The sequence below is a fragment of the Pseudoxanthomonas taiwanensis genome (assembly GCF_010093135.1).
Taxonomy (GTDB): Bacteria; Pseudomonadota; Gammaproteobacteria; order Xanthomonadales; family Xanthomonadaceae; genus Pseudoxanthomonas; species Pseudoxanthomonas taiwanensis.
Genome location: NZ_PDWK01000008.1, coordinates 1 through 25137, shown reverse-complemented (window position 1 = coordinate 25137; position 25137 = coordinate 1). Strand labels below are relative to the sequence as shown.

General features: G+C 72.9%; 20 protein-coding genes. 12 read left to right on the top strand and 8 right to left on the bottom strand.

Annotated features, from left to right (window positions below; genetic code table 11):
• Positions 1-25: 25 nt before the first annotated feature.
• From CR938_RS02740 to CR938_RS02715, 6 genes are all read right to left on the bottom strand, one after another.
• Positions 26-2503 (bottom strand): DNA topoisomerase I, encoded by a 2478-nt coding sequence (locus CR938_RS02740; protein ID WP_162123546.1) that lies wholly within the window; start codon positions 2501-2503, stop codon positions 26-28.
• Between the two features lie 175 nt (positions 2504-2678).
• On the bottom strand, positions 2679-3563 hold the full coding sequence (locus CR938_RS02735; RefSeq protein WP_162123545.1) for an RDD family protein: 885 nt from the start codon (positions 3561-3563) through the stop codon (positions 2679-2681).
• 27 nt (positions 3564-3590) lie between these two features.
• Entirely contained in the window at positions 3591-4241 is a 651-nt protein-coding gene (locus CR938_RS02730; RefSeq protein WP_162123544.1) for a GYF domain-containing protein, read from the bottom strand.
• Positions 4242-4316: 75 nt separating this feature from the next.
• Positions 4317-4790 (bottom strand): DUF494 family protein, encoded by a 474-nt coding sequence (locus tag CR938_RS02725; protein WP_162123543.1) that lies wholly within the window; start codon positions 4788-4790, stop codon positions 4317-4319.
• A gap of 63 nt (positions 4791-4853) precedes the next feature.
• The gene (gene dprA, locus CR938_RS02720; RefSeq protein ID WP_162123542.1) at positions 4854-5957 is read right to left on the bottom strand and encodes a DNA-processing protein DprA; all 1104 of its coding nucleotides are present in this window, start codon (positions 5955-5957) and stop codon (positions 4854-4856) included.
• Between the two features lie 75 nt (positions 5958-6032).
• Complete coding sequence (locus tag CR938_RS02715) at positions 6033-7148, bottom strand: LysM peptidoglycan-binding domain-containing protein (RefSeq protein WP_162123541.1); 1116 nt, start codon at positions 7146-7148, stop codon at positions 6033-6035.
• 124 nt (positions 7149-7272) lie between these two features.
• Here CR938_RS02715 and def point away from each other — a divergent pair, with 124 nt between their 5' ends.
• From def to CR938_RS02690, 5 genes are all read left to right on the top strand, one after another.
• Entirely contained in the window at positions 7273-7785 is a 513-nt protein-coding gene (gene def / locus CR938_RS02710) for a peptide deformylase (protein ID WP_162123540.1), read from the top strand.
• Between the two features lie 134 nt (positions 7786-7919).
• On the top strand, positions 7920-8837 hold the full coding sequence (gene fmt / locus CR938_RS02705; RefSeq protein ID WP_162123539.1) for a methionyl-tRNA formyltransferase: 918 nt from the start codon (positions 7920-7922) through the stop codon (positions 8835-8837).
• A 4-nt stretch (positions 8838-8841) separates the two neighbouring features.
• Positions 8842-10200: a 16S rRNA (cytosine(967)-C(5))-methyltransferase RsmB gene (rsmB, locus tag CR938_RS02700; protein WP_162123538.1), complete on the top strand. Its 1359-nt coding sequence runs from the start codon at positions 8842-8844 to the stop codon at positions 10198-10200.
• A gap of 39 nt (positions 10201-10239) precedes the next feature.
• Positions 10240-11967, top strand: coding sequence for an ArnT family glycosyltransferase (locus CR938_RS02695; RefSeq protein WP_162123537.1), 1728 nt, complete (start codon positions 10240-10242; stop codon positions 11965-11967).
• A 136-nt stretch (positions 11968-12103) separates the two neighbouring features.
• Positions 12104-13291: an O-antigen ligase family protein gene (locus CR938_RS02690; RefSeq protein ID WP_162123536.1), complete on the top strand. Its 1188-nt coding sequence runs from the start codon at positions 12104-12106 to the stop codon at positions 13289-13291.
• A gap of 61 nt (positions 13292-13352) precedes the next feature.
• Here the strand turns inward: CR938_RS02690 and CR938_RS02685 are convergent, their stop codons facing one another.
• Both CR938_RS02685 and CR938_RS02680 read right to left on the bottom strand, forming a co-directional pair.
• On the bottom strand, positions 13353-15029 hold the full coding sequence (locus tag CR938_RS02685; RefSeq protein WP_162123535.1) for an MFS transporter: 1677 nt from the start codon (positions 15027-15029) through the stop codon (positions 13353-13355).
• Positions 15030-15043: 14 nt separating this feature from the next.
• Complete coding sequence (locus tag CR938_RS02680; protein ID WP_162123534.1) at positions 15044-16408, bottom strand: DcaP family trimeric outer membrane transporter; 1365 nt, start codon at positions 16406-16408, stop codon at positions 15044-15046.
• A 312-nt stretch (positions 16409-16720) separates the two neighbouring features.
• Here CR938_RS02680 and acs point away from each other — a divergent pair, with 312 nt between their 5' ends.
• From acs to hemC, 7 genes are all read left to right on the top strand, one after another.
• Entirely contained in the window at positions 16721-18664 is a 1944-nt protein-coding gene (gene acs, locus CR938_RS02675) for an acetate--CoA ligase (RefSeq protein WP_162123533.1), read from the top strand.
• A 37-nt stretch (positions 18665-18701) separates the two neighbouring features.
• Complete coding sequence (locus tag CR938_RS02670) at positions 18702-19367, top strand: response regulator transcription factor (protein WP_162123532.1); 666 nt, start codon at positions 18702-18704, stop codon at positions 19365-19367.
• Between the two features lie 219 nt (positions 19368-19586).
• Positions 19587-21452: a glucans biosynthesis glucosyltransferase MdoH gene (gene mdoH, locus CR938_RS02665; RefSeq protein ID WP_281350204.1), complete on the top strand. Its 1866-nt coding sequence runs from the start codon at positions 19587-19589 to the stop codon at positions 21450-21452.
• A 41-nt stretch (positions 21453-21493) separates the two neighbouring features.
• Entirely contained in the window at positions 21494-22159 is a 666-nt protein-coding gene (locus CR938_RS02660) for an alpha/beta hydrolase (protein WP_162123530.1), read from the top strand.
• Positions 22160-22164: 5 nt separating this feature from the next.
• Positions 22165-23214 carry a sensor histidine kinase gene (locus CR938_RS02655; RefSeq protein ID WP_162123529.1) on the top strand — a complete coding sequence of 350 codons (1050 nt, stop codon included), beginning with the start codon at positions 22165-22167 and terminating at the stop codon, positions 23212-23214.
• A complete protein-coding gene (locus CR938_RS02650) occupies positions 23211-23936 on the top strand; it encodes a LytR/AlgR family response regulator transcription factor (RefSeq protein ID WP_211365160.1) in 726 nt (241 codons plus the stop codon). The genes CR938_RS02655 and CR938_RS02650 overlap by 4 nt, the downstream gene beginning before the upstream one ends.
• 44 nt (positions 23937-23980) lie before the next feature.
• Positions 23981-24886 (top strand): hydroxymethylbilane synthase, encoded by a 906-nt coding sequence (hemC, locus tag CR938_RS02645; RefSeq protein ID WP_162123528.1) that lies wholly within the window; start codon positions 23981-23983, stop codon positions 24884-24886.
• Positions 24887-25137 lie beyond the last annotated feature (251 nt).

Sequence of the window (25137 nt, the reverse complement as noted above, 5' to 3'; positions counted from 1 at the left end):
GGCGTTGCCGGTCCGGTGCGTGGCCTCAGAATGGCGGCGCGTCGTCGGCGGCCGCGTCCGCGGCCTTGCCGGTGGCCTTCTTCGCCGTGGTCTTCCGGGCCGCGGCCTTCTTCGTCGCGGTTTTGGTGGTGGCCTTCTTCGCCGCCTTCTTGGCCGGGGCCTTGGCCTCGGCGGCCTTCTTCGCCGCGGTCTTCCTGGCGGCGAAGCCGCGCCGTGCCGGCTTGCCTGTCTCGGCCAGCAGCTGCTGCACCTCCTCCAGGGTCAGCGAGGCCGGGTCGCGGTCCTTGGGAATCCTGCCGTTGAGCTTGCCGTCGCTGATGTACGGGCCGAAGCGGCCGTTGAGCACCTGGATGTCGCTGCCGGGGAATTCCTTGATCACGCGGTTGCGCGCGATCTCCTCCTTCTCCTCGATCAGCGCCACGGCGCGGGCCAGGTCGATCTTGTACGGATCGTCCTCCTTCTTCAGCGAGGCGTAGGTGCTGCCGCGCTTGACGAAGGGGCCGAAGCGGCCGATGCCGACGCTGACCTGCTGGCCGTTGCTCTCGCCCAGCACGCGCGGCATGTCGAACAGCTTCAGCGCCTCCTCCAGGGTGATGGAATAGATGCTCTGGCCCGGCTGCAGCGAGGCGAAGCGCGGCTTCTCCTCGTCCTCGACCGTGCCGATCTGCACCATCGGGCCGAAGCGCCCGATGCGCGCGCTGACCTCCTTGCCGGTCTTCGGGTCCACGCCCAGCACGCGGGCGCTGCCGGCGTCGGTGCGGTCCAGCGACTGCTTCTTGTCCTCGACCAGCTCCTTGAACGGGCCCCAGAACTTCTCCATCACCGGCACCCAGGACTCCTCGCCGCGCGAGACCGCGTCCAGCTCGTCCTCCATGCGCGCGGTGAAGTCGTAGTCCACGTAGCGGGTGAAGTGGCTGGAGAGGAACTTGCTCACCGCGCGGCCCACGTCGGTGGGCTTGAGCGCGCGGCCTTCCATTTCCGCGTACTTGCGCATCAGCAGCGTCTGGATGATCGAGGCGTAGGTGGACGGCCGGCCGATGCCGTACTCCTCCAGCGCCTTGACCAGTGCGGCCTCGGTGTAGCGCGGCGGCGGCTGGGTGAAGTGCTGGTCGGCGTGGATGCGGTCCAGCGGCACCCGGTCGCCCGGGCGCAGCGCCGGCAGCTTGCGGCCCTCGTCCTCGTCCTCGGCGCTGCGGGTGTCCTTGCCTTCCTCGTACACGGCCAGGAAGCCGGGGAACACCACCGTGGTGCCTGTGGCGCGGAAGGTGTGCTCGTTGCCGGCGGCCAGGTCCACCGACACGGTGTTGAGCGTGGCCGGCACCATCTGGCTGGCCACCGCGCGCTTCCAGATCAGCTCGTACAGCTTGCGCTCGTCCTCGGTCAGGTAGCGGGCCACCTGCGCCGGGGTGCGCAGCGCCGAGGTCGGGCGGATCGCCTCGTGGGCCTCCTGCGCGTTCTTGGACTTGGTCTGGTAGAAGTTCGGACGGTCCGGCAGCGACTGCGTGCCGAAGTCGCGGGCGATCACGTCGCGCAGCTCGGCCAGCGCCTCCTGCGAGAGGTTCACCGAGTCGGTACGCATGTAGGTGATCAGGCCGACGGTGCCCTCCTCCCCCAGGGTCACCCCCTCGTACAGCTTCTGCGCCACCTGCATGGTCTTGCGGGTGGTGAAGCCGAGCTTGCGCGAGGCCTCCTGCTGCAGGGTCGAGGTGGTGAACGGCGGGGCCGGGCGGCGCTTGCGCTCCTTGCTGGCCACGTCGGTGACGTGCAGGGCGCCGCCGGCGGCCTGCTGGATGCGCAGGCGCGCGGCCTCGGCCGATTCGCCGTCGGTGATGGTGAACTGCTCGAACTTCTGCCCGTCCAGGCGCACCAGCTTGGCGGAGAACGGCTGCGCCGGGTGCGCCAGCTCGGCGGCGATGGTCCAGTACTCGCGCGCCTGGAAGGCCTCGATCTCCTCCTCGCGCTCGACGATCATGCGCAGCGCCGGCGACTGCACGCGGCCGGCCGACAGGCCCGGCTGCACCTTGCGCCACAGCACCGGGGAGAGGTTGAAGCCGACCAGGTAGTCGAGGGCGCGGCGCGCCTGCTGCGCGTCCACCAGCTCGGCGGCGATCTGCCGCGGCTGGGCGATGGCCTCGCGGATCGCGCGCGGGGTGATCTCGGTGAACACCACCCGGTGCAGCGGCTTGCCGTCGAGCAGCCCGCGCTCCTTCAGGATCTCGGCGATGTGCCAGCTGATCGCCTCGCCCTCGCGGTCCGGGTCGGTGGCCAGCCAGACGGCCTCGGCCTCGCGCGCGGCCTTGGCGATGGCCTCCACGTGCTTCTCGTTCTTGTCGATCAGCTCGTAGCGCATGGCGAAGCCGTGCTCCGGGTCCACCGCGCCTTCCTTGGGCACCAGGTCGCGCACATGCCCGTAGGAGGCCAGGACGGTGAAGTCCTTGCCGAGGTATTTGTTGATCGTCTTGGCCTTGGCCGGCGACTCAACGATGAGCAGGTGCTTGGGCATGTCCGTGTCTGGTGGGGGCGGGGCCGGGCCCCGGAGCCGGCGGCGGCGCCGGTTTTGCGCTGCGCCAGAGATGCCGACGCCCGGGGGAGACCCCCCCGGGCGCAGGCAGCGTTCTATTTTATAGGTGAATCACGCCCCGGCCGGGGCTGTCAAGCGTGGCCAGGGCGGGGACGGTTCAGCCGTGGGCCACGAGCGCGCCGATGACCAGGCCCATCACCAGCAGCGTGCCCAGGGTCAGCAGGCCGAACACCGCCAGCACCACGATGGTCACCGTGCCCAGGCCGCGCTGCTGGCGTTCCGGGAACGGGGTGAAGGCCCAACGGTCCACCACCAGGGTGTCGCACATCATGTCGTGCGGGGCCTGCTTGCGGGCGCTGAAGGCCACCACCAGGGCGCTGGCCAGCGCGCCCAGGCCGCAGGTGAGCATGCAGATCAGCAGGTAGGCCAGGTAGCGCAGCAGCGCGCGGCCGAAGCCCACCGGCTGCCCGTCGCCGCGCACCACCTTCACGCCCACCGCCATCTTGCCCAGCGAGGCCTGCGTGCTGCTGGAGTGCATCCAGGCGAAATACAGCGCCGGCAGGCCGAGCGCGAGCAGGTAGTACACGGCCCAGAATGCCAGCGGCGGGCCGTCCTGCAGGTCGCGCAGGCCGAACAGCGCCGTGGTGCTGACGCCGTAGACCAGGAACAGGGGGATGGCCGCGGCGTAGGTGATGGTGGAGGTCACCAGGCTGTCGATCAGGCTGGCGGCCACGCGCTTCCACAGCCCGGCGTAGACCACATCGTCCGCGCCGGGGGAAAGCACGGCCGGGGCCGTGGCGGCCATGGCCGCCGGCGCCGCGGCGTCGGCCGGCGGCAGCGCGGCCTCGGGCGCGGGCGGGACCGGGGCTTCCAGGCCCAGCTCCGCGCGCACCGTGCCCAGCGGCTGCCAGTTGGCCAGGCCTTCGCGCCAGACCAGGGTGGCGTCGTCGACCTGCCCGGCCTGGTGCAGCTGGACCAGCTCGGAGGCGGGAACGGGGCCGATCTGGCGGCGCTGCGCGTCGGCGTAATACCACTTGTTCATGCTGTCATCCCCTGGGTTGCATCGTTGTCAGCCGCGGCAACGCGGCGGCAGGTAGCGGTCGTCCACCTGGGAGGAGCATTCCCAGGCCGCGCCGGCCTCGTCGTATTCCAGCCAGATGCGCATGCCGTCCAGAGGCGCCTGGCCGGGGGCGGCGATCACGGCCTGCAGGCCGCAGCGCCCGGTGCCGGGGAAGCGGCCGAAGCGGACCCGCGCCAGGTGGCCGCCGGCGTGCTCCTCCGGCGCGCCGAAGCCGGGGTCGCCGTTCTCCGGGCAGCGCCCCTGCGCCCCGACGAAGGCGGCCACGGCCGCCTGGTGGCCGCTGGCCTCGGCGACGGCCGCGGCGGCGTGGGCGCGCAGGCGGTAGTCGCGGTAGGCGGGAATGCCGAAGGCCGCGCCCACGCCGCCCAGCACGGCCAGGACCACCAGCCCCGCCACCACGGCCAGGGCGATGAGGGCCGCGCGTGGCAGTCCGGCCGGCGGGGCGGAGGCGGCCGGCAGCGGCGGCGGCAGGCCGAGCGCGGCCGCCTGGGCGGCCAGCGGACACCAGTGCGGCAACCCTTCGCGCCAGACCAGGGTCTGGCGGGTGATGCCGCCGGCGGCCAGCAGCGCCTTCAGGTCCGTGGCCGAAACCGGCCCGCGCCGCTGCCCGTGGGCAGTGGCGTAATACCAGTGGTCCATTACCGTTTCCCCGTGGAACCGGGGCACGTTAACCGAAGCGGCACGGGCCGGGGAAGCGGGGGCACCCGGACCGGATCAGTGCACCGGCTCGGGCTCCTCGCCGAACATCTGGGTTTCCATCCAGGCGTAGGCGGCCTCGGCGCCGGGCTGGTTGAACAGCACCATCAGCACCACCCACTTCAGGTCGTCCAGGTCCAGGGTGTCCTGGTCCAGCGCCATGGCGCGGTCGATCACCAGCTCGCGCTGCTGTGCGTCGAGCACCCCGTGCCGCTCCAGGAACAGCAGGAAGCCGCGGCACTCCAGGTCCAGCTTGTCCAGCTCCGGCCCGTGGAACACGCGCACCGGCCCGTCCACGCGCGGGTCGGCGGCGGTCGGGCGCTGCTGGGCCAGGGCGTCGAGCCAGTCGAAGGCCTTGGCGATCTCGCTCGGGGTGAAGCCGGCCTCGATCAGGCCCTGCTGCAGTGGATCGCGGTCGTGCAGGGTGTCCGCGTCTTCGGCGATGTAGTGTTCGAACAGGTAGAGCAGGACGTCCAGGATGCTTTCTTTCATGGCCCTCGGCCTGCGCCCGCGAGGGCGCCGTAGGGTGGAGGAACCACGGGCGGGGTGGTCGCCTCAGGCGACCGTACCGCCGCCGGTGGGCCTGCGCGCATAGCGGCCGTGCTCGACCGCGACCCGCCCATCCAGTTCCATGGACAGCAGCATGGAGGACAGGGTGGCGGCCGTCAATCCGGTCCGCTCCACCAGGACATCCATAGGCGTTGGGTCCGGACCCAGGGCCTGCCACAACCTGTCGTGGTCGGACCCGGCGTCCGCATGAACGGCGGCCGGCCCGCCGGGCCGCGCCGGGGCCTGCTCCCGCGGCGCCAGGGTGCGGGCCAGGGGCCCGGCCAGAGGGGCGATACCGGCCAGGACCTCCTCCGGGGTTTCCACCAGCAGGGCCCCGTCCCGGATCAGGCGATGGCAGCCGCGGGCCTGGGGCAGGTGGATCGAGCCGGGCAGGGCGAACACCTCGCGCCCGGCCTCGGCGGCCAGGCGGGCCGTGACCAGGGCGCCGGAGCGGGCCGCGGCCTCCACCACCAGCGTGCCCAGCGCCAGGCCGGCGATGATGCCGTTGCGGCGCGGGAAGTGGCCGGCGCGCGGCGGGGTCCCAGGCGGGTACTCGCTGACCACGGCACCCTCGGCGGCGACCTGCTCCAGCAGGGCGGCGTGGGCGCGCGGGTAGGCCCGGTCCGGGCCGGTGCCCAGCACCGCCACGGTGGCGCCGCCGCAGGCCAGGGCGGCCTGGTGCGCGGCCGCGTCGATGCCGGCGGCCAGGCCGCTGACCACGGCCAGGCCGGCCCGGCAGAAGGCGCGGGCGAACAGGGCGGCGTTGTCGCGGCCGGCCGCGCTGGCGGCGCGGCTGCCGACCACGGCCAGCGCCGGCCGCCACAGCAGGTCCGGGTCGCCGGCCACGAACAGGCCCGGTGGCGGCTGCGGGACCAGCCGCAGCAGCGCCGGATAGCGCGGGTCGTTCCAGCCGAGCAGGTGGTGGCCGGGACGCGCCAGCCAGGCCAGGCAGCGTTCGATCTGGCGCGGCTGCACCATGGCCAGGCGCGGTGCCAGCGCCGGCGGCGGCGGGGCGTCCGGGCCGGCTTCCAGCCAGGCCCGGCGTGGCGCCGAAGGGCCGCCGGCCAGCAGCACGCGCAGCAGGGGGACGGGGTCGGCGGGGGCGGGCATCGCGCCGATGCTGGCCCGGAAACGGCGACGGCGCCCTCGGGCGCCGTCGCAGGCGTGTGTAGGAGTTTTCCGCGGTTACTCGGCGTCGGGATGGCGCGCCGCGTAGCCGACGCCCACCGGTTTGACCCCGTCCATGACCAGCGCGTAGCTGACCTTGTCGAAGGTGCGGAAGACCATGGCGTGGCCGGCGTACTCCTCCGGCAGGGTCTCGTCGCCGCCGGTGAAGCGGTCGTCCTGGCGCGAGGTGCGCACGCGCCGGGTCGGATCGTTGATGTGCCGGCCCGGGCGCCACAGCGAGAACACCGTGCCGTTGTCCACACCGTCCAGGCGCCCGACCGACAGGGCCACCACGTCGCGCGGGCCGCCGGCGCTGAAGGCGTCGGCCACGGCCAGCACGCGCACGTCCTCCGGCATGGCCGCCGGAGCGTGCGGGAAGAACTGCAGGTCGTACGGCTGCGGCTCGACCGGGATCAGGCGGTCGCCGGCGCGCACCTCGCGGCCGCCCTGGTCGTCCAGGCGCAGCGTGGCCACGGTGACCTCGCCGGCGGGAACCCGGACCACGGTGCCGACGTTGACCTGGGCCAGCTCGTAGCCGAGGAACTCGTTGCGACCGGTCGGCGGCACGTAATCCTTCCACAGGTTGCCCTCGCCGGCGGTGGGCCGGCCGGCGGGATCCAGGTCCTGGAAGGTGCGCGGCAGGGCGTAGCGCACGGTCGGGCGGACCACCGCGTAGCGCTGGCCGGGCTGGGCGCCTTCCAGGCCCTTCACGTAGGCCACCTGGCCCACGGCGGCGCGCAGCCGGTTGTCCTCGAAGCCGACCACGTAGGGCAGGTGCTCGAAGGAGTCGGTGACGCGCAGGTTCTTCAGGAACGGTTCGATCTCCGCCAGCGGGATCGCGCCGATCGGCGCCTCCTCGCGCGGGCCGGGCTCGACCGCCACGCGGTCCAGGTAGGCCAGCGAGAGCACGTCGCCCGGGTAGATCAGGTGCGGGTTGGCCACCTGCGGGTTGGCCTGCCAGATCTCCGGCCAGAGCCACGGCTTCTTCAGGAAACGGGCCGCGATGTCCCAAAGGGTGTCGCCCTTGCGGACCACGTAGGTTTCGGGATGGCTGCCGGCCGATTCGACGGCCACGGCATAGGTGGCGACGGTCAGCATCGCGACGGCCAGGACCGTCCGGAGACGAGTGAGCATGGTGCGATCCGCCTGATTCCCCAACAGGTGCGGCGACTATAGTGCAGAAATTGGGCCACTGTACACGCAAGCGCGGTAGAATTGCCCGGGTCGGGTCCCGTCCCGCCCCCTCTCGGAGTCCGCCATGGCCCTGCTGCCCATCCTCGAGTTCCCCGACCCGCGCCTGCGCACCCGGGCCGCCCCGGTCGAGCCGGAGCAGGTGACCACTCCGGAGTTCCAGCGCCTGGTCGACGACATGTTCGAGACCATGTACGCCGCCCCGGGCATCGGCCTGGCCGCCACCCAGGTGGACCGCCACCTGCGCTTCATGGTCATCGACGTCAGCGAGGACAAGTCCGCGCCGATGGTGTTCATCAACCCGGAGATCGTGGCCCGCCAGGGCCAGCGGGTCTACCAGGAGGGCTGCCTGTCGGTGCCGGGCATCTACGCCGACGTGACCCGCGCCGACACCATCACCGTGCGCTTCCTGGACCGCGAGGGCAAGCCGCAGGAACTGGCGGCCGAGGGCCTGCTGGCCACCTGCATCCAGCACGAGATCGACCACCTGGACGGCAAGCTGTTCGTGGACTACCTCTCGCCGCTCAAGCGCGAGATGGTGCGCAAGAAGCTGGCCAAGCAGCGCCGGCACGCGGCCTGAGCCGCCCGGCCGGCGGGCCCGGCAGGGGGCAGGGCGCCGGCACGGCCGGGTGCCGGTCCGACGCGTCCGCGCCCTCCGGCCGCCGCGCCAGGCGTCCGCCACGGCTCCCGTTCCCGCCCGCCTTTCCGCCTGCCATGAGAACCGTCTTTGCCGGTACCCCGGAATTCGCGGTGCCCTCCCTGCGCGCCGCCGCCGCCCGCGGCGAGGTCGTCGCGGTCTACACCCAACCCGACCGCCCGGCCGGCCGCGGTCGCGCCCTGGCCGCCTCGCCGGTCAAGCGCGAGGCCGTGGCCCGCGGGATCCCGGTGTTCCAGCCGCAGACCCTGCGCGATGCCGCCGCCCGGGAACAGCTGCGCGCGCTGCAGCCGGACCTGATGGTGGTGGTGGCCTACGGCCTGATCCTGCCGCGCGCGGTCCTGGAGATCCCGCGCTTCGGCTGCTGGAACGTGCACGCCTCGCTGCTGCCGCGCTGGCGCGGCGCCGCGCCGATCCAGCGCGCCATCCAGGCCGGCGACCCCGAGACCGGCGTGTGCCTGATGCAGATGGAGGCCGGCCTGGACACCGGCCCGGTGCTGCTGGAGCGGCGCACGCCGATCGGCGCGGAGGAGACCGGCGGCCAGCTGCACGACCGCCTGGCCGAACTGGGCGCGCAGGTGCTGGCCGACGGCCTGGGCCTGCTGCGCGCCGGCATCCGTCCGGTGCCGCGGCCGCAGCCGGAGGAGGGCGTGACCTACGCGCACAAGCTGGACAAGGCCGAGGCGCGCCTGGACTGGAGCCGCCCGGCGGCCGAGCTGGCGCGCACCGTGCGCGCCTTCCACCCCTGGCCGGTGGCCGAGGCCCGGGTGGCCGGCGAGCGCCTGCGCATCCACGCCGCCACCGCCCTGGACCTGGACCACGCCGCGGCGCCGGGCACCCTGCTGGGCGCCAGCCGCGAGGGCATCGACATCGCCTGCGGCCAGGGCGTGCTGCGCCTGCGCACGGTGCAGCGCGACGGCGGCCGCGCCATCACCGCGGCCGACTGGCTCAACGCGCGCCGCGACCTGGCGGTGTGAGCCGATGCAGCCGCAGCGTCCGCCCCGTCCCCGCACCGCGCGCCCGTCCCGGCCCACCGCGCCGGGCGTGGCGGTGCGCGTGCGCGCGGCGCAGGTGCTGGACGCGGTGGTGCACCGCGACCGCTCGCTGAAGTCGGAGCTGGCCGAGGTCCTGCCGCAGCTGTCCGACCCGCGCGACCGCGCGCTGCTGGAGGCGATCGTGTTCGCCGCCCTGCGTGGCCGCCATCGCTACCAGGCCGCGGTGCGCGGCTGGCTGCAGAAGCCGCCCGGCCCGGCCGACGGGCCGCTGCTGGCCCTGCTGCTGGCCGGCTGCGCGCAGCTGGACGCGCTGCAGCTGCCGGCGCACGCGGCCCTGGCCGCCACCGTGGACGCGGCGCGCGCGCTGGGCCGGCCGCGCCAGGCCGGCCTGGTCAACGCCCTGCTGCGCCGCGCCCAGCGCGAGGGCATCCCCGAGGCCGATCCGGCCGGGACCTGGCCGCAGTGGCTGCAAGAACGTGTCCGCGCTGCCTGGCCGGAGCAGGCCGCGGCGGTGTTCGCCGCCAGCGCGCGGCCGGCGCCGATGTGGCTGCGGGTCAACCGCCGCCTGGCCACGCCGCAGGCCTACCGCGCGCGCCTGGCCGAGGCCGGCATCGCTGCGGAGACCGATCCGCGCCTGCCCGACGCTCTGCGCCTGGAGCATCCGCTGCCGGTGGCGGCGCTGCCGGGTTTCGACGAGGGCCTGGTCTCGGTGCAGGACGGCTCGGCCCAGCAGGCCGCCGACGCCCTGGCGCCGGAGCCGGGCGCGCGCGTGCTGGACGCTTGTGCCGCGCCCGGCGGCAAGGCCGCGCACCTGCTCGAGCGCGATCCGCAGCTGGAGCTGCTGGCCCTGGATGTGGATCCGCGCCGTCTGGCCCGGGTCGAGGACAACCTGCGCCGCGCCGGCCTGCTGGAGGGCACCGCCGGGCGCGTGCAGCTGCGTCCGGTGGACGCCACCGCCCCGGCGCTGTGGTGGGACGGCTTCACCTTCGACGCCATCCTGCTGGACGCGCCGTGCTCGGCCACCGGCGTGGTGCGCCGCCAGCCGGACATCCTCCTGCACCGGCGCGAGAGCGACCTGGCCCCGCTGGTGGCGCTGCAGGCGCGCCTGCTGGACGCCACCTGGCCGCTGCTGCGCCCGGGGGGGGTGCTGCTGTACACCACCTGCTCGATCCTGCCGGAGGAGAACGCCGGCCAGATCGAGGCCTTCCTGGCCCGCACGCCCGACGCGCGGCCCGATCCCCTGCCGGAGGCCTTCGGCCATGCCGCTGGTCCGGGCCGGCAGCGCCTGACCGGCGAGGACGGCATGGACGGCTTCTTCTATGCCCGCCTGCGCAAGGCCACCTGAGGCGCGACTATCATCCGTCCATGCGCTTATCATCCGTCCATGCGCTCCCCCTCCCCGACCCCGGCGGCGCGTGATCTGGCGCTGCTGCTGCTGACTGCGCTGCTGGTGATCGGCGCCGGCCTGGGCCTGCGCGATCCCTGGCCGGCCGACGAGCCGCGCTTCGCCCTGGTCGCCAGGCAGATGGTGGAGAGCGGCGACTGGCTGTTCCCGCACCGCGGCACCGAGCTGTACTCGGACAAGCCGCCGATGCTGATGTGGCTGCAGGCCGCGCTCTACACCGTGTTGGGCAACTGGCGGGTGGCCTTCCTGCTGCCCTCTCTGCTGGCCGCGCTGGGCACGCTGTGGTGCGTGTACGACCTGGGCCGGCGCCTGTGGACGCGGCGTGTGGGCCTGTATGCGGCCTGGGCGGTGCTGTTCGCCTTCCAGTTCACCTGGCAGTCGAAGAAGGCGCAGATCGACCCGCTGGTGACCTGCTTCATCACCCTGGCCAACTACGGGCTGCTGCGCCACCTGCTGCTGGGCCCGGCCTGGCGCTGGTGGACCCTGGGCTGGTTCTTCGCCGGCATCGGCACCATCACCAAGGGCGTGGGCGCGCTGGCGTTGCTGATGGCCCTGCCGGCGGCGGTCGCCTCGCTGCGCGGCTGGCCGGGGGTGAGGGTGCACGCGCGCGACGCGCGCTTCTGGCTGGGGCCGCTGGCCTTCCTGCTGGCGGTGGGCCTGTGGCTGGTACCGGTGGTGGCGGCGGCCCTGGCCAGGGACCTGCCCGAGTACCGCGCCTACCTGCACGACATCCTGTTCCGGCAGACCGTCAAGCGCTATTCGCAGTCCTGGGACCACCACCAGCCGGCGTGGTACCACCTGGGCGTGATCGCCACCATGTGGATCCCGCCGGCGCTGGCGCTGCCGTGGGCGCTGCCGGCCTGGTGGCGGCGGCTGCGCCGGCGCGATGCGCGCTACCTGCTGCCGCTGGCCTGGTGGGGACTGCTGCTGGTGTTCTTCTCCATTCCCGACGGCAAGCGTGACGTCTACATCATGCCGGCGCTGCCGATGATGTGCCTGGCGCTGGCCCCGCTGCTGCCGGGCCTGCTGCGCCGGCGCTGGGCCGGTTGGCTGCTGCGCGCGCTGGCGCTGCTGGTGGTCCTGCTGGTCCTCGGCGGCGGGCTGTCGGTGCTGGCCGGCGACGGGTCCCTGGCCGAACGCCTGCGCACGCAGCGCGGCCTGGATCCTGACGGCATCCGCGCCGGCGGCTGGATGCTGCTGGCCGTCGGCATGTGGGGCCTGGGCTGCCTGCTGGCCTTCCGCCGCCGCGCGGTGGTGGCGCTGTTCGCGACCCTGGCCGGCCTGTGGGTGCTGTACGGCCTGGTCGGCTACCCGGTGCTCAACGACGCCAGCTCGGCGCGCGGGCTGATGGCCGCCGCCGGCCGCCGCATCGGTCCGGACGCGGAACTGGGCCTGGTGGCGTGGAAGGAGCAGAACCTGCTGATGGCCGACCGGCCGGCGGCCACGTTCGGCTTCAAGGTGCCCTGGGACGAACAGCTGCGCCGCGGCGTGGCCTGGCAGGCGCAGGCGCCGCGGACGCGCTGGCTGCTGGTGCAGGAGGACGCGCTGGAGGCGTGCATCGACCGGGCGCGGATCGAGATGGCCGGCATCGCCAACCGCCGCACCTGGTACCTGGTGCCGGCGGCGGCGGTGCGGGGCGAATGTGTGTCCAGCGAGTCCGAACGCGCGGCGGCGGCCGCGCGTCAAGCGGAAGACGTGGGCGACTGAGGCTCCGGCTCAGGCAGCGTTCCGGGTCCGCCCCCGAACATCGCCGCGTCCGGTTCGGGAGGATCGAAGTTTGCTGCCAAGCGGAGACGCCAGCGGGACCCGGCTGCGGTGGGCGCAGGCATGCGCCGGCCTGGCCATGTGGTGCCTTGGTGCCCTGACCCTGTCCATTCCCAAGGGGCTGCTGCCCTTCGGCGTGCTGCTGCTGCTGACCACGGCGCTGGTGCCGGTGCGGGTGGCCGCCGGCGCGCGCCGGCTGGGCATGCCGGCGGCCGCGGTGGCGGCCGCGGTGGCGCTGGCCGTGGGGGTGCCGCTGGTGTCCAGCTGGATGCTCGGCCTGGAACCGGGCGAGGTGAAGAGCCTGGACCGCCTGCTTGTGCTGCCCTGGACCATGGCCTGGGCCTACGTGCTGGCGCCGTCCTCCGAGTGGCTGTGGCGCGGCAGCCTGTGCGGCCTGGCGGTGGCCGCCGTGCTGGCGGTGCTGCAGGTGGCCGATGGGGCCGGGCGCGCCTCGGGCTGGGGCAACGCCATCGTGTTTGCCGATGTGGTGCTGCTGCTGACGGTGCTGGCGGTGTTCTGCCGGCCGCCGGGGCGCTGGCGCTGGGCGGTGTGCGGCCTGGTGCTGGGCACGCTGGCGATCCTGCTCAGCGGCACCCGCGGCACCTGGCCGGGCCTGCTGATGCTGCTGGCCGTGCTGGTGCTGGGCAGCGGCTGGCGCAGCCGGCGCAGCCGCCTGCTGCTGCTGGGCGCCACCGTGGCCGGCGTGGCCGCCCTGGTCACGGCGGTGCCGGGCATGAGCGAGCGCCCCCGCCTGCAGGAGCTGCAGCGGGACATCGAGCGCATCGACCACGGCGACCACGACTCCTCCGCCGGCGCGCGCCTGGAGCGCCTGCGCGTGGCCGGGCGCGCCTTCCTCGAGCATCCCTGGACCGGCGTCGGCTTCGCCCATTTCGACCGGGCCATGGAACGGCTGCCGGAGTGCCGCCGCACGCCGGCGCCGGAGCGGTGCCACCTGGGCCACGCCCACAACGACCTGGCCGAATGGGCCGCGACCATGGGCCTGCCCGGCGCGCTCGCGCTGCTGGCGCTGTACGGGGTGCCGCTGGCGCTGTTCGTGCGCCTGTGGTGGCGTGCGCCGCGGCCGCCCAACCCGCGCGGCACCGCCCTGGCCGGCGCGGTGTTCGTGGCCGCCTTCGCCAGCTGCGGGCTGACCCAGTCGATGTTCGCGCACCAGACCACCACCAGCTTCTACGCCGCCGTGACCGGCCTGCTGCTGGGGATGGCCATGCGCGAGGCCGCCACCCGCGCGCAACACCGCCAGGCCTGAAGAAAACGCCGGCCCCTCGCGGGGCCGGCGCGGTACGGATGTACCCGGACGGGCGCGGCGGTCAGCCGTGGGTGATGTCCACGTCCTTGGTCTCGGGCAGGAACAGGCTGCCGATGACGAAGGTCATCAGGGCCACCACGATCGGGTACCACAGGCCCGAATAGATGTTGCCGGTCCACAGCACCAGCGCGAAGGCGGTGGTCGGCAGGAAGCCGCCGAACCAGCCGTTGCCGATGTGGTACGGCAGCGACATCGAGGTGTAGCGGATGCGGGTGGGGAACAGCTCCACCAGCCAGGCCGCGATCGGGCCGTACACCATGGTCACGTAGATCACCAGGATGGTCAGCAGCAGCAGGACCATCGGCTTGTTCATCTGGCTGTTGTCGGCGGCCTTCGGGTAGCCGGCCGCGTCCACGGCGGCGGCCAGGTCGGCGGCCAGCTTGTCCTGGGCGGCCTTGGCGTCCTCCGGCGACAGGTTGCGGATGTCCACGCTCTGGATCACCGTCTCGCCGATGCGCACGCTGGCCAGGGTGCCCGGGGGCGCCTCCTCGTTGACGTAGGACACGCTGCGCGCGTTCAGCAGGTTCTTGACGATGTCGCAGGAGCTGTTGAACTTCACGTGGCTCTTCAGCTCGCTGGGCACGAACTGGAAGGAGCAGTCCTTCGGATCGGCCACGACCACCGCCGGCGAGTTGCGGGTGGCCTCCGCCAGCGCGGGGTTGGCGAAGTAGGTCAGGCCCTTGAAGATGGGGAAGTAGGTCAACGCCGCCAGCAGGCAGCCGGCCATGATGATCGGCTTGCGGCCGATCTTGTCACTCAGCCAGCCGAAGAAGATGAAGCCGCCGGTGGCGATGGCCAGGGCCGCGGCGATGAACAGGTTGGCCGTGACCGGATCCACCTTGAGGGTCTGGGTGAGGAAGAACAGCGCGTAGAACTGGCCGGCGTACCAGACCACGGCCTGGCCGGCGGTGGCGCCCAGCAGGGCCAGCAGCACGATCTTGCCGTTGCTCCAGTTGGCGAAGCTCTCCGACAGCGGCGCCTTGGAGCGCTTGCCTTCCTCCTTCATCTTCTGGAACAGCGGCGACTCGTTCAGCTGCATGCGGATCCACACCGAGATCGCCAGCAGGACGAACGAGATCAGGAACGGCACGCGCCAGCCCCACTCGGAGAAGGCCTCGTTGCCCAGGGCCAGGCGGCAGCCGAGGATCACCAGCAGCGACATGAACAGACCCACCGTGGCGGTGGTCTGGATGAAGCTGGTGTACAGGCCGCGCTTGCCCTGCGGCGCGTGCTCGGCCACATAGGTGGCGGCGCCGCCGTACTCGCCGCCCAGGGCCAGGCCCTGCAGGCAGCGCAGCAGCACCAGGATGATCGGCGCGGCCATGCCGATCGTCTCGTAGGTCGGCAGCACACCCACCAGGAAGGTGGACAGGCCCATGATCACGATGGTGACCAGGAACGTGTACTTGCGGCCGATGAGGTCGCCGAGGCGGCCGAACACGAGGGCGCCGAACGGACGCACGGCGAAGCCGGCGGCGAAGGTCAGCAGCGCCATCACGAACGCCGGGCCCGGGGCCAGCGAGGAGAAGAAGTGCGCGGCGATGACCGCCGCCAGCGAACCGTACAGGTAGAAGTCGTACCACTCGAACACGGTGCCCAGGCTCGAGGCCAGGATCACCTTGCGGTGCTCGCGGGTCATGCCGCCCGACGCGGGGACGGTGCTTGCGGTAGTGGACATGGTCGTGGCTCCCCTCAGAAGCTGTACTTGACGGTCGTGTGGATGCGCTTGAGATCGCCCTTGCGGTCATCCTCGAGCACGCGTTCACCCCAGCTGACCTCGGCGCCGACGTCCAGCTTCGGGAACGGCGAGTAGATCAGGTTGGCGTGGATCGATTCCGAGCCTTCGGTGACGGCCCGGCCCACCCAGTCGGGGGTGTTGTCGAAGCGGGCGGCCGAGTACATCAGATTGCCGCGCAGCTTCGGGCTGAACACGTGGCGCCAGGCGACGAAGCCGCCGTAGCCGTCGAGCGCGTGCAGGCGCCCGGAGGCGTCCTCCTCGGCGTCGGCGCCCAGGCCGAGGGCCATGTAGCGGCCGATGCCGCTGCCGTAGTTGACCATGTAGCGGATGTCGTCGCTGGGGCCGAGGTTGAACTTGCCCGACACGCTCAGCGCGGCGCCGGTCTCGGTCTCCTCGCCGTACTTGAGCTGGCGCAGCAGGCCGACCACCGAGAAGTGGCCCCAGTCGCCCTTGGTGTTGTAGCGGGCGGTCAGGTCCGGCGTGGTGTTGCTCTCGCTGTTCTGGCGGCCGCCGGGCGAGGCCGTCAGGTGGCGCTGCACGGTGGTCTCCGGGTTCTCGAGCGAGAACGACCAGTTGCCGTTGGTGTAGCGCACCTGGGCCTGGCGCACGAAGACGGTGCCGTCGGTCACGCCGAGGAAGTCCACCGTGTCCGGCAGGGCGGCCACGTCCTGGAAGTTGGACCAGGTCTGGCCGGCCAGCCAGTTGTTCCAGCTCACGTAGGCGTGGCGGAGGGTCACCGCGTAGGTGTTGGTGGCCGTCTCGTTGCCGGCCAGCGCGTTGCTGCCGCCGCCGAAGAAGTCCATCTCGACGAAGGCCTTGAACTTGTCACCGCCGTCGGTGGTGTGGTCCGCGCTCAGCCAGAAGCGCGAGAACTGGGCGTGGAAGTCGGTGTAGGCGTCGCCGCCGTCGGCGCCGGCGCCGGCCACCGGGATGGTGCTGGGCACGTAGAACAGGCGGCCGGAAGAACCATCCAGGATCTTGCCGTCGCTGGTGTCGGTGACCATCGCGTCCATCTTGATGAAGCCGCCGTACGAGAACACCGTGCCCGGGTTGGCGCCCGGCGTGATGGTGGTGGCCTGGATCCGCTTCTCGGCCGGCACCGCGGGCGCGGCGGGCTGGGCGGCGGGCGCCGGCTGCTGCTGCTGCTGTTGCTGCTGCACCGACAGCAGCTGCTGCACCTGGCGCTCCAGCTCGGCCACGCGCGCTTCCAGCTCCCGCTCGCGGTCGCTCTGCGCCCACGCCTCACCGGGCGCGGCCAGGGCCACCAGCAAGGCGGCGGCCAGCGAGCGCGGCACCAGTCTTGACGGATGCTTGCTCATTTCCCCTCTCCCTCGTTGTTGGACGAGCCCTTCGGCGACGCACGGCCGCGTACGAACCGTGCGTTCGTCGCGGAACGTTTTGCACGGCCTTCCCGGGGCGCCTATTCGCCATTAGTCGAAAGGCACCGGCACGCGCGCGCAGGGCGTTGCCGTTGCTCGGTTTGCTGCGATGCGGCATGGAGAAGGGCGTGCCGCGTTCGACCAAGGTCGTACCCCGGCTGCTGCATTGCGTCACGGTTCATGCGTCAAACTGTGGACGCCAAAGGCCGCGCAACGGTCGCGGCCGGACCATGATTCCGAGGAGGGAGAGCCATGTCCGACCTGTATCCCGTCAAGCCGGAGTTCGGCGCGCGGGCGCGCATCAACAAGGACGCCTACCAGCGTCTGTACCGCGAGTCGATCGAGAACCCGGAGGCGTTCTGGGCAAAGGCGGCCGAGCGCCTGGACTGGTTCCGCAAGCCGACCGTCATCAAGGACGTCAGCTACAAGCTCGAGGACTTCCGCATCCGCTGGTTCGCCGACGGCGAGCTCAACGCCTCGGTCAACTGCCTGGACCGGCACCTGGCCACCCGCGGCGACAAGACCGCGATCCTGTTCGAGCCGGACGACCCGTCCGCGCCCGCGCGGAAGGTCACCTACCGCCAGCTGCACGAGCGCGTGTGCAAGCTGGGCAACGCCCTGCGCAACCTGGGCGTGGGCAAGGGCGACCGCGTCACCATCTACCTGCCGATGATCCCGGACGCGGTGGTGGCGATGCTGGCCTGCGCGCGCATCGGCGCGATCCACTCGGTGGTGTTCGGCGGCTTTGCCCCCAACTCCATCGCCGACCGCGTGGCCGACTGCGGCAGCAAGCTGATCATCACCGCCGACGAGGGCCTGCGCGGCGGCCGCCGCATCCCGCTGAAGGCCAACGTGGACGCGGCGCTGAAGCTGCCGGGCACGCAGTCGGTGGAGACGGTGCTGGTGGTGCGCCACACCGGCGGGGCGGTGGACATGCAGGCCCCGCGCGACCGCTGGTTCCACGACGTGGTGGACGGCCAGCCGGCCGAGTGCGAGCCGGAGCGGATGAACGCCGAGGACCCACTGTTCATCCTCTACACCTCCGGTTCCACCGGCAAGCCGAAGGGCGTGCTGCACACCACCGGCGGCTACCTGCTGTACGCCTCCTACACCCACGAGGCGATCTTCGACCTGCGCGAGGACGACATCTACTGGTGTACCGCGGATGTCGGCTGGGTCACCGGCCACAGCTACATCGTCTACGGTCCGCTGGCCAACGGCGCCACCGCGCTGGTGTTCGAGGGCGTGCCCAACTACCCGACGGTGTCCCGCTTCTGGGAGGTGGTGGACAGGCACAAGGTGACCATCTTCTACACCGCGCCGACCGCGATCCGCGCGCTGATGCGCGAGGGCGAGGCGCCGGTGAAGAAGACCTCGCGCGCCAGCCTGCGCCTGCTGGGCACGGTCGGCGAGCCGATCAACCCGGAGGCCTGGCGCTGGTACTACGAGGTGGTCGGCGACGGCCGCTGCCCGATCGTGGACACCTGGTGGCAGACCGAGACCGGCGGCATCCTGATCTCGCCGCTGCCCGGCGCCACCGACCTCAAGCCCGGCTCGGCGACGCTGCCGTTCTTCGGCGTCAGGCCGGCGCTGGTGGACGCCAACGGCCAGCTGCTGGAGGGCGCGGCCGAGGGCAATCTGGTGCTGCTGGACTCCTGGCCGGGGCAGATGCGCACGGTGTACGGCGACCACCAGCGCTTCATCGACACCTACTTCCGCACCTATCCGGGGGTGTACTTCACCGGCGACGGCTGCCGCCGCGACGAGGACGGCTACTACTGGATCACCGGCCGCGTGGACGACGTGATCAACGTCTCCGGCCACCGCATCGGCACCGCCGAGGTGGAGAGCGCGCTGGTGGCCCATCCGAAGGTGGCCGAGGCGGCGGTGGTGGGCTTCCCGCACGACATCAAGGGCCAGGGAATCTACGCCTACGTCACCCTCAAGGCCGGCGAGCAGCCGAGCGAGGAGCTGCAGAAGGAGCTGGTGGCCTGGGTGCGCAAGGAGATCGGCCCGATCGCCACGCCCGACCACCTGCAGTGGGCGCCGGCCCTGCCCAAGACCCGTTCGGGCAAGATCATGCGCCGCATCCTGCGCAAGATCGCCGAGAACCAGCCCGACCAGCTGGGCGACACCTCCACCCTGGCCGATCCGTCGGTGGTGGAGACGCTGGTGAACGAGCGGAAGGTGCGGTAATTAGGCAGGCTCCCGCCCACAGGGAGCTTCCCGCCCGATGCCCACCCTCCTGATCGCCGACGACCATCCGCTGTTCCGCGAGGCGCTGCGCGGCGCGGTGCAGCGGATCCTGCCCGGGGCCAGCCTGTACGAGGCCGACAGCGTGGAGGCGCTGTACAGGCTGGTCGAGGCGCACCCGGACGCCGACCTGCTGCTGATGGACCTCAACATGCCCGGCGCGCACGGCTTCAATGCGCTGGTGCACCTGCGTGCGGTCCATCCGCAGCTGCCGGTGGTGGTCGTGTCCGCGCGCGAGGAGCCGGCGGTGATGCGGCGCGCGCTGGACCACGGCGCGCTCGGCTTCATCCCCAAGTCGGCCGACTCGGACACCATCGCCGAGGCGGTCGGCACGGTGCTGGACGGCGAGCGCTGGGCGCCGGCGGCGGCGGCCAGCGCTCCGGCACCGGGCCGTGACGAGCAGGAGATGGCGCAGCGCCTGCGCGAACTGACCCCGCAGCAGTTCCGGGTGTTGCAGATGCTGTGCGAGGGCCGGCTCAACAAGCAGATCGCCTACGACCTTGGCGTGTCCGAGGCCACCATCAAGGCGCACGTGACCGCGGTGCTGCGCAAGCTCGGCGTGAGCAACCGCACCCAGGCGGTGCTGATGGCGGGGCGCCTGGCGCTGGATCCGGACCGGCTGGTGCCGCCGCCGGACGAGGATTGAAGCATAACGTCTCCATCACATCACTGAATGTTTTTTGAGCATTGCGGGTGGCGTGCGCGCTGGCGCGCCGCACAATAACCGTCTTCGGGTCGCGGACCGTATCCGGTCCACATCCGCTGACGGAGAGAACCCAAGGTGTCCCCCCACGTTTCCACCCTCGGCGTGACGGGTGCCGTTGCGCGCACGGCCCCGCAAGCGCCCCAGGCGAGCGGTGCCTCCGTGCCGGCCTGGCTGCCCGCCGAATCGCCGTTGCCCATGCCGCGCCAGTCGCTGCGCGAGGGCCGCCTGGCGGCACGCCGTCCTTCCACCTCGCCGCCGCGCATCGGCCTGCGCCGCGCCGCCATCGTCGGTGCCACCGCCGCGATGACCGCGGCCGCGAGCATGGGCATGCTGCAGGTGCTGCGCGTGGAAGGGCTGAGCGTGCTGGACCTGCTCCTGCTGGCGCTGTTCGTGCCGCTGTTCGCCTGGATCGCGCTGTCGTGCCTGAACGCCGTGGTCGGCTTCGTGCTCACCCTGGCCCGGCCGCGCGGCCCGCTGGACATCGATCCGCACGGCCCGCTGCCGGCGCCGCGTACGCGCACCGCGCTGCTGATGCCGGTCTACCACGAGGATCCGGCGCGGATCATGGCCGGCCTGCAGGCGGTGTACGAGTCGGTGGCCGCCACCGGCCACCTGGAGAAGTTCGACTTCTTCGTGCTCAGCGACAGCCGGCGCGGCGAGGTCGTCGCCGCCGAGGTGGCGCAGTTCCGCGCGCTGCTGGAGCGCACCGCCGGCCACGGCCGCCTGTTCTACCGGCGCCGCAGCGACAACCGCGGGCGCAAGGCCGGCAACATCGCCGACTGGGTGCAGCGCTTCGGCGGCGCCTATGCGCAGTTCCTGATCCTGGACGCCGACAGCGTGATGAGCGGCCAGACCCTGGTGCGGCTGGTGGCGGCGATGGAGCGGCACCCGGACGTGGGCCTGGTGCAGACCCTGCCGCGGGTGGTCAACGGCAACACCCTGTTCGCGCGCATGCAGCAGTTCGGCGGCCGCGTGTACGGCCCGGTGATCGCGCGCGGCGTGGCCTGGTGGCACGGCGCCGAGGGCAACTACTGGGGCCACAACGCGATGGTCCGCACCCGCGCCTTCGCCGAGCACGCCGGCCTGCCCGAACTGCCGGGGCGGCGGCCGTTCGGCGGCCACATCCTCAGCCACGACTTCGTCGAGGCGGCGCTGATGCGGCGCGGCGGCTGGGCCGTGCACCTGGTGCCGGAGCTGGACGGCAGCTACGAGGAAGGCCCGCCGTCGCTGACCGACCTGCTGGTGCGCGACCGTCGCTGGTGCCAGGGCAACCTGCAGCACTCCAAGGTGGTCGGCAGCGCCGGCCTGCACTGGATCAGCCGCACGCACATGCTGGTGGGCATCGGCCACTACCTGACCGCGCCGATGTGGGCGATGCTGCTGCTGGTCGGCCTGGCCATCCCGCTGTACCACACCGACCTGGTGTGGGATGGCTTCCGCCTGCCCGGCTTCTCGCCGCTGGCGTACTGGCGCGAGCGCGACGAGGCGCGGGTGGCCTGGCTGTTCGCGGCCACCATGGGCGTGCTGTTCCTGCCCAAGGTGCTCGGCTACCTGGCCATGCTCGCCGACCCGGCGGAGCGGCGCGGCTGCGGCGGTGCCCTGCGCGCGCTGGCCGGCGTGCTGATCGAGAGCGTGCTGGCCGCGCTGATGGCGCCGGTGGTGATGTATCGGCAGTCGCGCGGCGTGGCCGAGGTGCTGGCCGGCCGTGACTCCGGCTGGGAGGCCCAGCGCCGCGACGACGGCACCCTGCCGTTGTCGGGCCTGGTGCAGGGCTACGGCGGCATGACCCTGTTCGGGGTGTTCATGGGCGCCCTGGCCTGGGCGGTGTCGCCGGGGCTGGCGCTGTGGATGTCGCCGGTGCTGCTGGGCATGGCCTTGGCCATCCCGACCGTGGCCCTGACCTCGGCGCGCGGACCGGGCCAGTGGCTGCGCCGCCACCGCGTGCTGTGCATCCCCGAGGAACTGGAGCCGCCGCCGGTGCTGCGCCGGGCCGCCGCGCTGCGCGCGGCACTGGCCCCGGCCTGATCCCGGCATAATGCATGCCTGCAAACGGGGATCATGCAAGCATGCTGTTGGACTGCGTCGAACACGAGACCGGCCCCGCGCCGGCCTGGACGGTGCTGTGGCTGCACGGCCTGGGTGCCGATGGCCACGATTTCGAGCCGATCGTGCCGGAGCTGGTGCGGCCGCACTGGCCGGCGCTGCGCTTCGTGTTCCCGCACGCGCCGGTGCGCCCGGTGACGATCAACGGCGGCATGCGCATGCGCGCCTGGTATGACATCACCGGCATGGACTTCGCCACCCGCGCCGACGCCGCTGGCATCGAGGATTCGGTGCGGCAGGGGGAGGCGCTGATAGCGCGCGAGGCCGGGCGCGGCGTGCCGGCCTCGCGGCTGCTGCTGGCAGGCTTCTCCCAGGGCGGGGCCATCACCCTGGCCACCGGCCTGCGCCGCCGCGAGCCGCTGGCCGGCCTGGTCGCCCTGTCCACCTACCTGCCCGGCGGCCAGGCCGCCGCGGCGCGCCGCGAGCCGGCGGCGGTGGCCCAGCCGGTGTTCTTCGCCCATGGCGAGGGTGACCCGGTGATCCCGATCCAGTACGGCCAGGCCAGCGCACAGGCGCTGGAACAGGCGGGCTTCCAGGTGAGCTGGCACCGCTACCCGATGGCGCACCAGGTCTGCGCCCAGGAGATCGCCGACCTGGGCGACTGGCTGGACCGGCGGCTGACGGGCTGACGGCCATGCGCGCCCCCCGCCGCGACGCGCCCTGGCTGCCGGACCTGTGCCGGCTGCCGCGGCTGGCGGCGCTGCTGGGCCTGGCCGAGCTGGTGGTGGTGGTGCTGGCGCTGGCCCCGGATGGCGACGCGCCGTGGACGCCCGGGCGGTTCCTGTCGGCCAGCGGCCTGGCGCTGTGGCTGGCGCTGGCCGTGGCGGTGCTGCTGTGCAAGCTGCGCGGGCCGATCTCGCGCCTGCCGCGGCGTGCGGGTGCGCCGGCCGCGGTGGCCCTGGCCGCGGGCGTGGCCCTGCTCGGCGCCGGCATCGTGCACGCACTGTACGGCGCGCTGGAGATCCGGCTGCTGGGCGCCAGCTTCTGGCGCTTTGCCGGCGGCAGCGCCGCCATCCCCGCGCTGATCACCGCCCTGGCCCTGCGCCACTTCTACGTGCACGACCGCTGGGCGGCGCAGGTGCAGGCCAACGCCCGCGCCGAGGCCGACGCGCTGCAGGCGCGCATCCGCCCGCACTTCCTCTTCAACAGCATGAACCTGATCGCCGGCCTGCTGCGCCGCGACCCGGCCCTGGCCGAGCGCGCGGTGCTGGACCTTGCCGACCTGTTCCGCGCCGCGCTGGGCGCCGGCGAAGGCGACTCCACCCTGGCCGCCGAGTGCGAGCTGGCCGCGCAGTACCTGTCCATCGAATCGCTGCGCTTGGGGCCGCGCCTGCAGGTGAGGTGGGAGCGGCGCGAGCCGCTGCCCTGGGACCTGCCGCTGCCGCGCCTGGTGCTGCAGCCGCTGGTGGAGAACGCCGTGCTGCATGGCATCTCGCGCCTGCCCGAGGGCGGTACGGTGACCGTCGAGGTGTGGACCGAGGGCCAGGCGCTGCGCCTGCGCGTGCGCAATCCCGCACCGGCGCCCGACGCGGCCGCACCGGCGTTCAACCGCGGCGCCGGCTACGCCCAGCGCAGCATCGCCCACCGCCTGGCCTGGCGCTTCGGCCAGCAGGCGCGGGTGACGGCCGGCTGGAGCGGCGGCTACTATGCCTGCGAGATCACGCTGCCGCTGCCGCCCTCATGACGAGCCTGAAGCTGGTGATCGCGGACGACGAGCCGATGGCGCCCGAGCGCCTGCGCCTGCTGCTGGCTGAGGAGCCAGGCGTGGAGGTGGTGGCCGAGGCCGCCGACGGCCAGCAGGTGCTCGACGCCTGCGCCGCGCACCGGCCGGACGCGGTGCTGCTGGACATCGCCATGCCCGGCCTGGACGGCCTGCAGGCCGCGCGCCGCCTGGCCGGGTCCGATCCGCCGGTGGCGGTGGTGTTCTGCACCGCCTACGACGCGCACGCGCTGTCGGCCTTCGACGCGGCGGCGATCGACTACCTGGTCAAGCCGGTGCGCCCGGAGCGGCTGGCCGCCGCGCTGGCGCGGGTGCGCACCTTCCTGGCCGGGTGCCCGGCCGCGGGCGCCCGCCGCCGCACCCACCTGAGCGCGCGCCTGCGCGGCACCGTGCGCCTGATCCCGCTGGAGGAGGTGCGCTACCTGCAGGCCGAGGAGAAGTACGTGGTGGTGCACCACGCCCGTGGCGAGGACCTGATCGAGGAGTCGCTGCGCTCGCTGGAGGAGGAGTTCGGCGATCGCTTCGTCCGCATCCACCGCAACTGCCTGGTGGCCCGCGAGGAGCTGGTCGAGCTGCGCCGTGACGGCGGCGGCCACGTCCAGGCCATCCTGCGCCACGGCGACCGGCCGCTGGAGGTCAGCCGCCGCTGCGTGCCGCAGTTGCGCCAGGCCCTGGGCCTGCGTTGATCCCGGCACGGGCGCGCCCGCGCTCCATCCGGGATAATGGACGGATGAAGACCCTGCGCATCGCCACCCGCAAGAGCCCGCTCGCCCTCTGGCAGACCGAGCACGTCGCCGCCCGCCTGCGCGCGGCCCATCCCGGCCTGGAGGTGGTGCTGGTGCCGCTGAGCACGCGCGGTGACGAGGTGCTGGACCGCTCGCTGGCGGCCATCGGCGGCAAGGGCCTGTTCCTCAAGGAGCTGGAGGTGGCGATGCAGCGCGGCCAAGCCGACTGCGCGGTGCACTCGCTCAAGGACGTGCCGATGGACTTGGACCCGGGCTTCACCCTGCCGGCGGTGCTGGAGCGTGCCGACCCGGCCGACGCCTTCGTCAGCGGGCGTTTCGACGGTATCGAGGGGCTGCCGCGCGGGGCGCGCGTGGGCACCTCCTCGCTGCGCCGCCAGGCGCAGCTGCGCGCGCTGCGCCCGGACCTGCAGCTGGGCGAGCTGCGTGGCAACGTCAACACCCGCCTGGCCCGGCTCGATGCCGGCGAGTACGACGCCATCATCCTGGCCTGCGCCGGCCTGCAGCGGCTGGGCCTGGAATCGCGCATTCGCGCGCGGCTGGAGCCGCCGGCCTGGCTGCCGGCCCCGGCTCAGGGCGCGATCGCGGTCGAGTGCCTGGCCGGGGACGGGGAGACCATCGCCCTGCTGTCGGTGCTCGAGCACGCGCCCACGCGCGTGTGCGTGGAGGCCGAGCGCGCGCTCAACCGCGGCCTGCACGGCAGCTGCCACGTGCCGGTCGGCGCCTACGCCTGGCAGCATGGCGACCGCCTGCGCCTGCACGCGCTGGTCGGTTCGGCCGAGGACGGGCGCATGGTGCGCGCGCAGGGCGACGGCACCCCGGACGCGCCGGAGGCGCTGGGCGCGGCCCTGGCCCGGGAGCTGCTGGCGCGGGGCGCCGGCCGGTTCCTCTAGCAGCCTGTTGAAATTCGACCCGGCGAAGCCCCCGACTCGGTCGGCAGCGCGGATTTCTCGCTGCTCAGGCGCTTCGCAAGCGCGTCCCGCGCTCTGAATAAGCCCGATTTCGGGCTTCCGGGCGCACCTTCCCCGCCGGGGCCGCCATCACGCGGCCCCCGCGGCGATCAGCTTCGGCAGGCGGACGAGGTTGCTCGCCGCCATCGCCAGCTGAAACAGCGCCTCGACCTTCGTAAGGCCGCGCTGCTTGA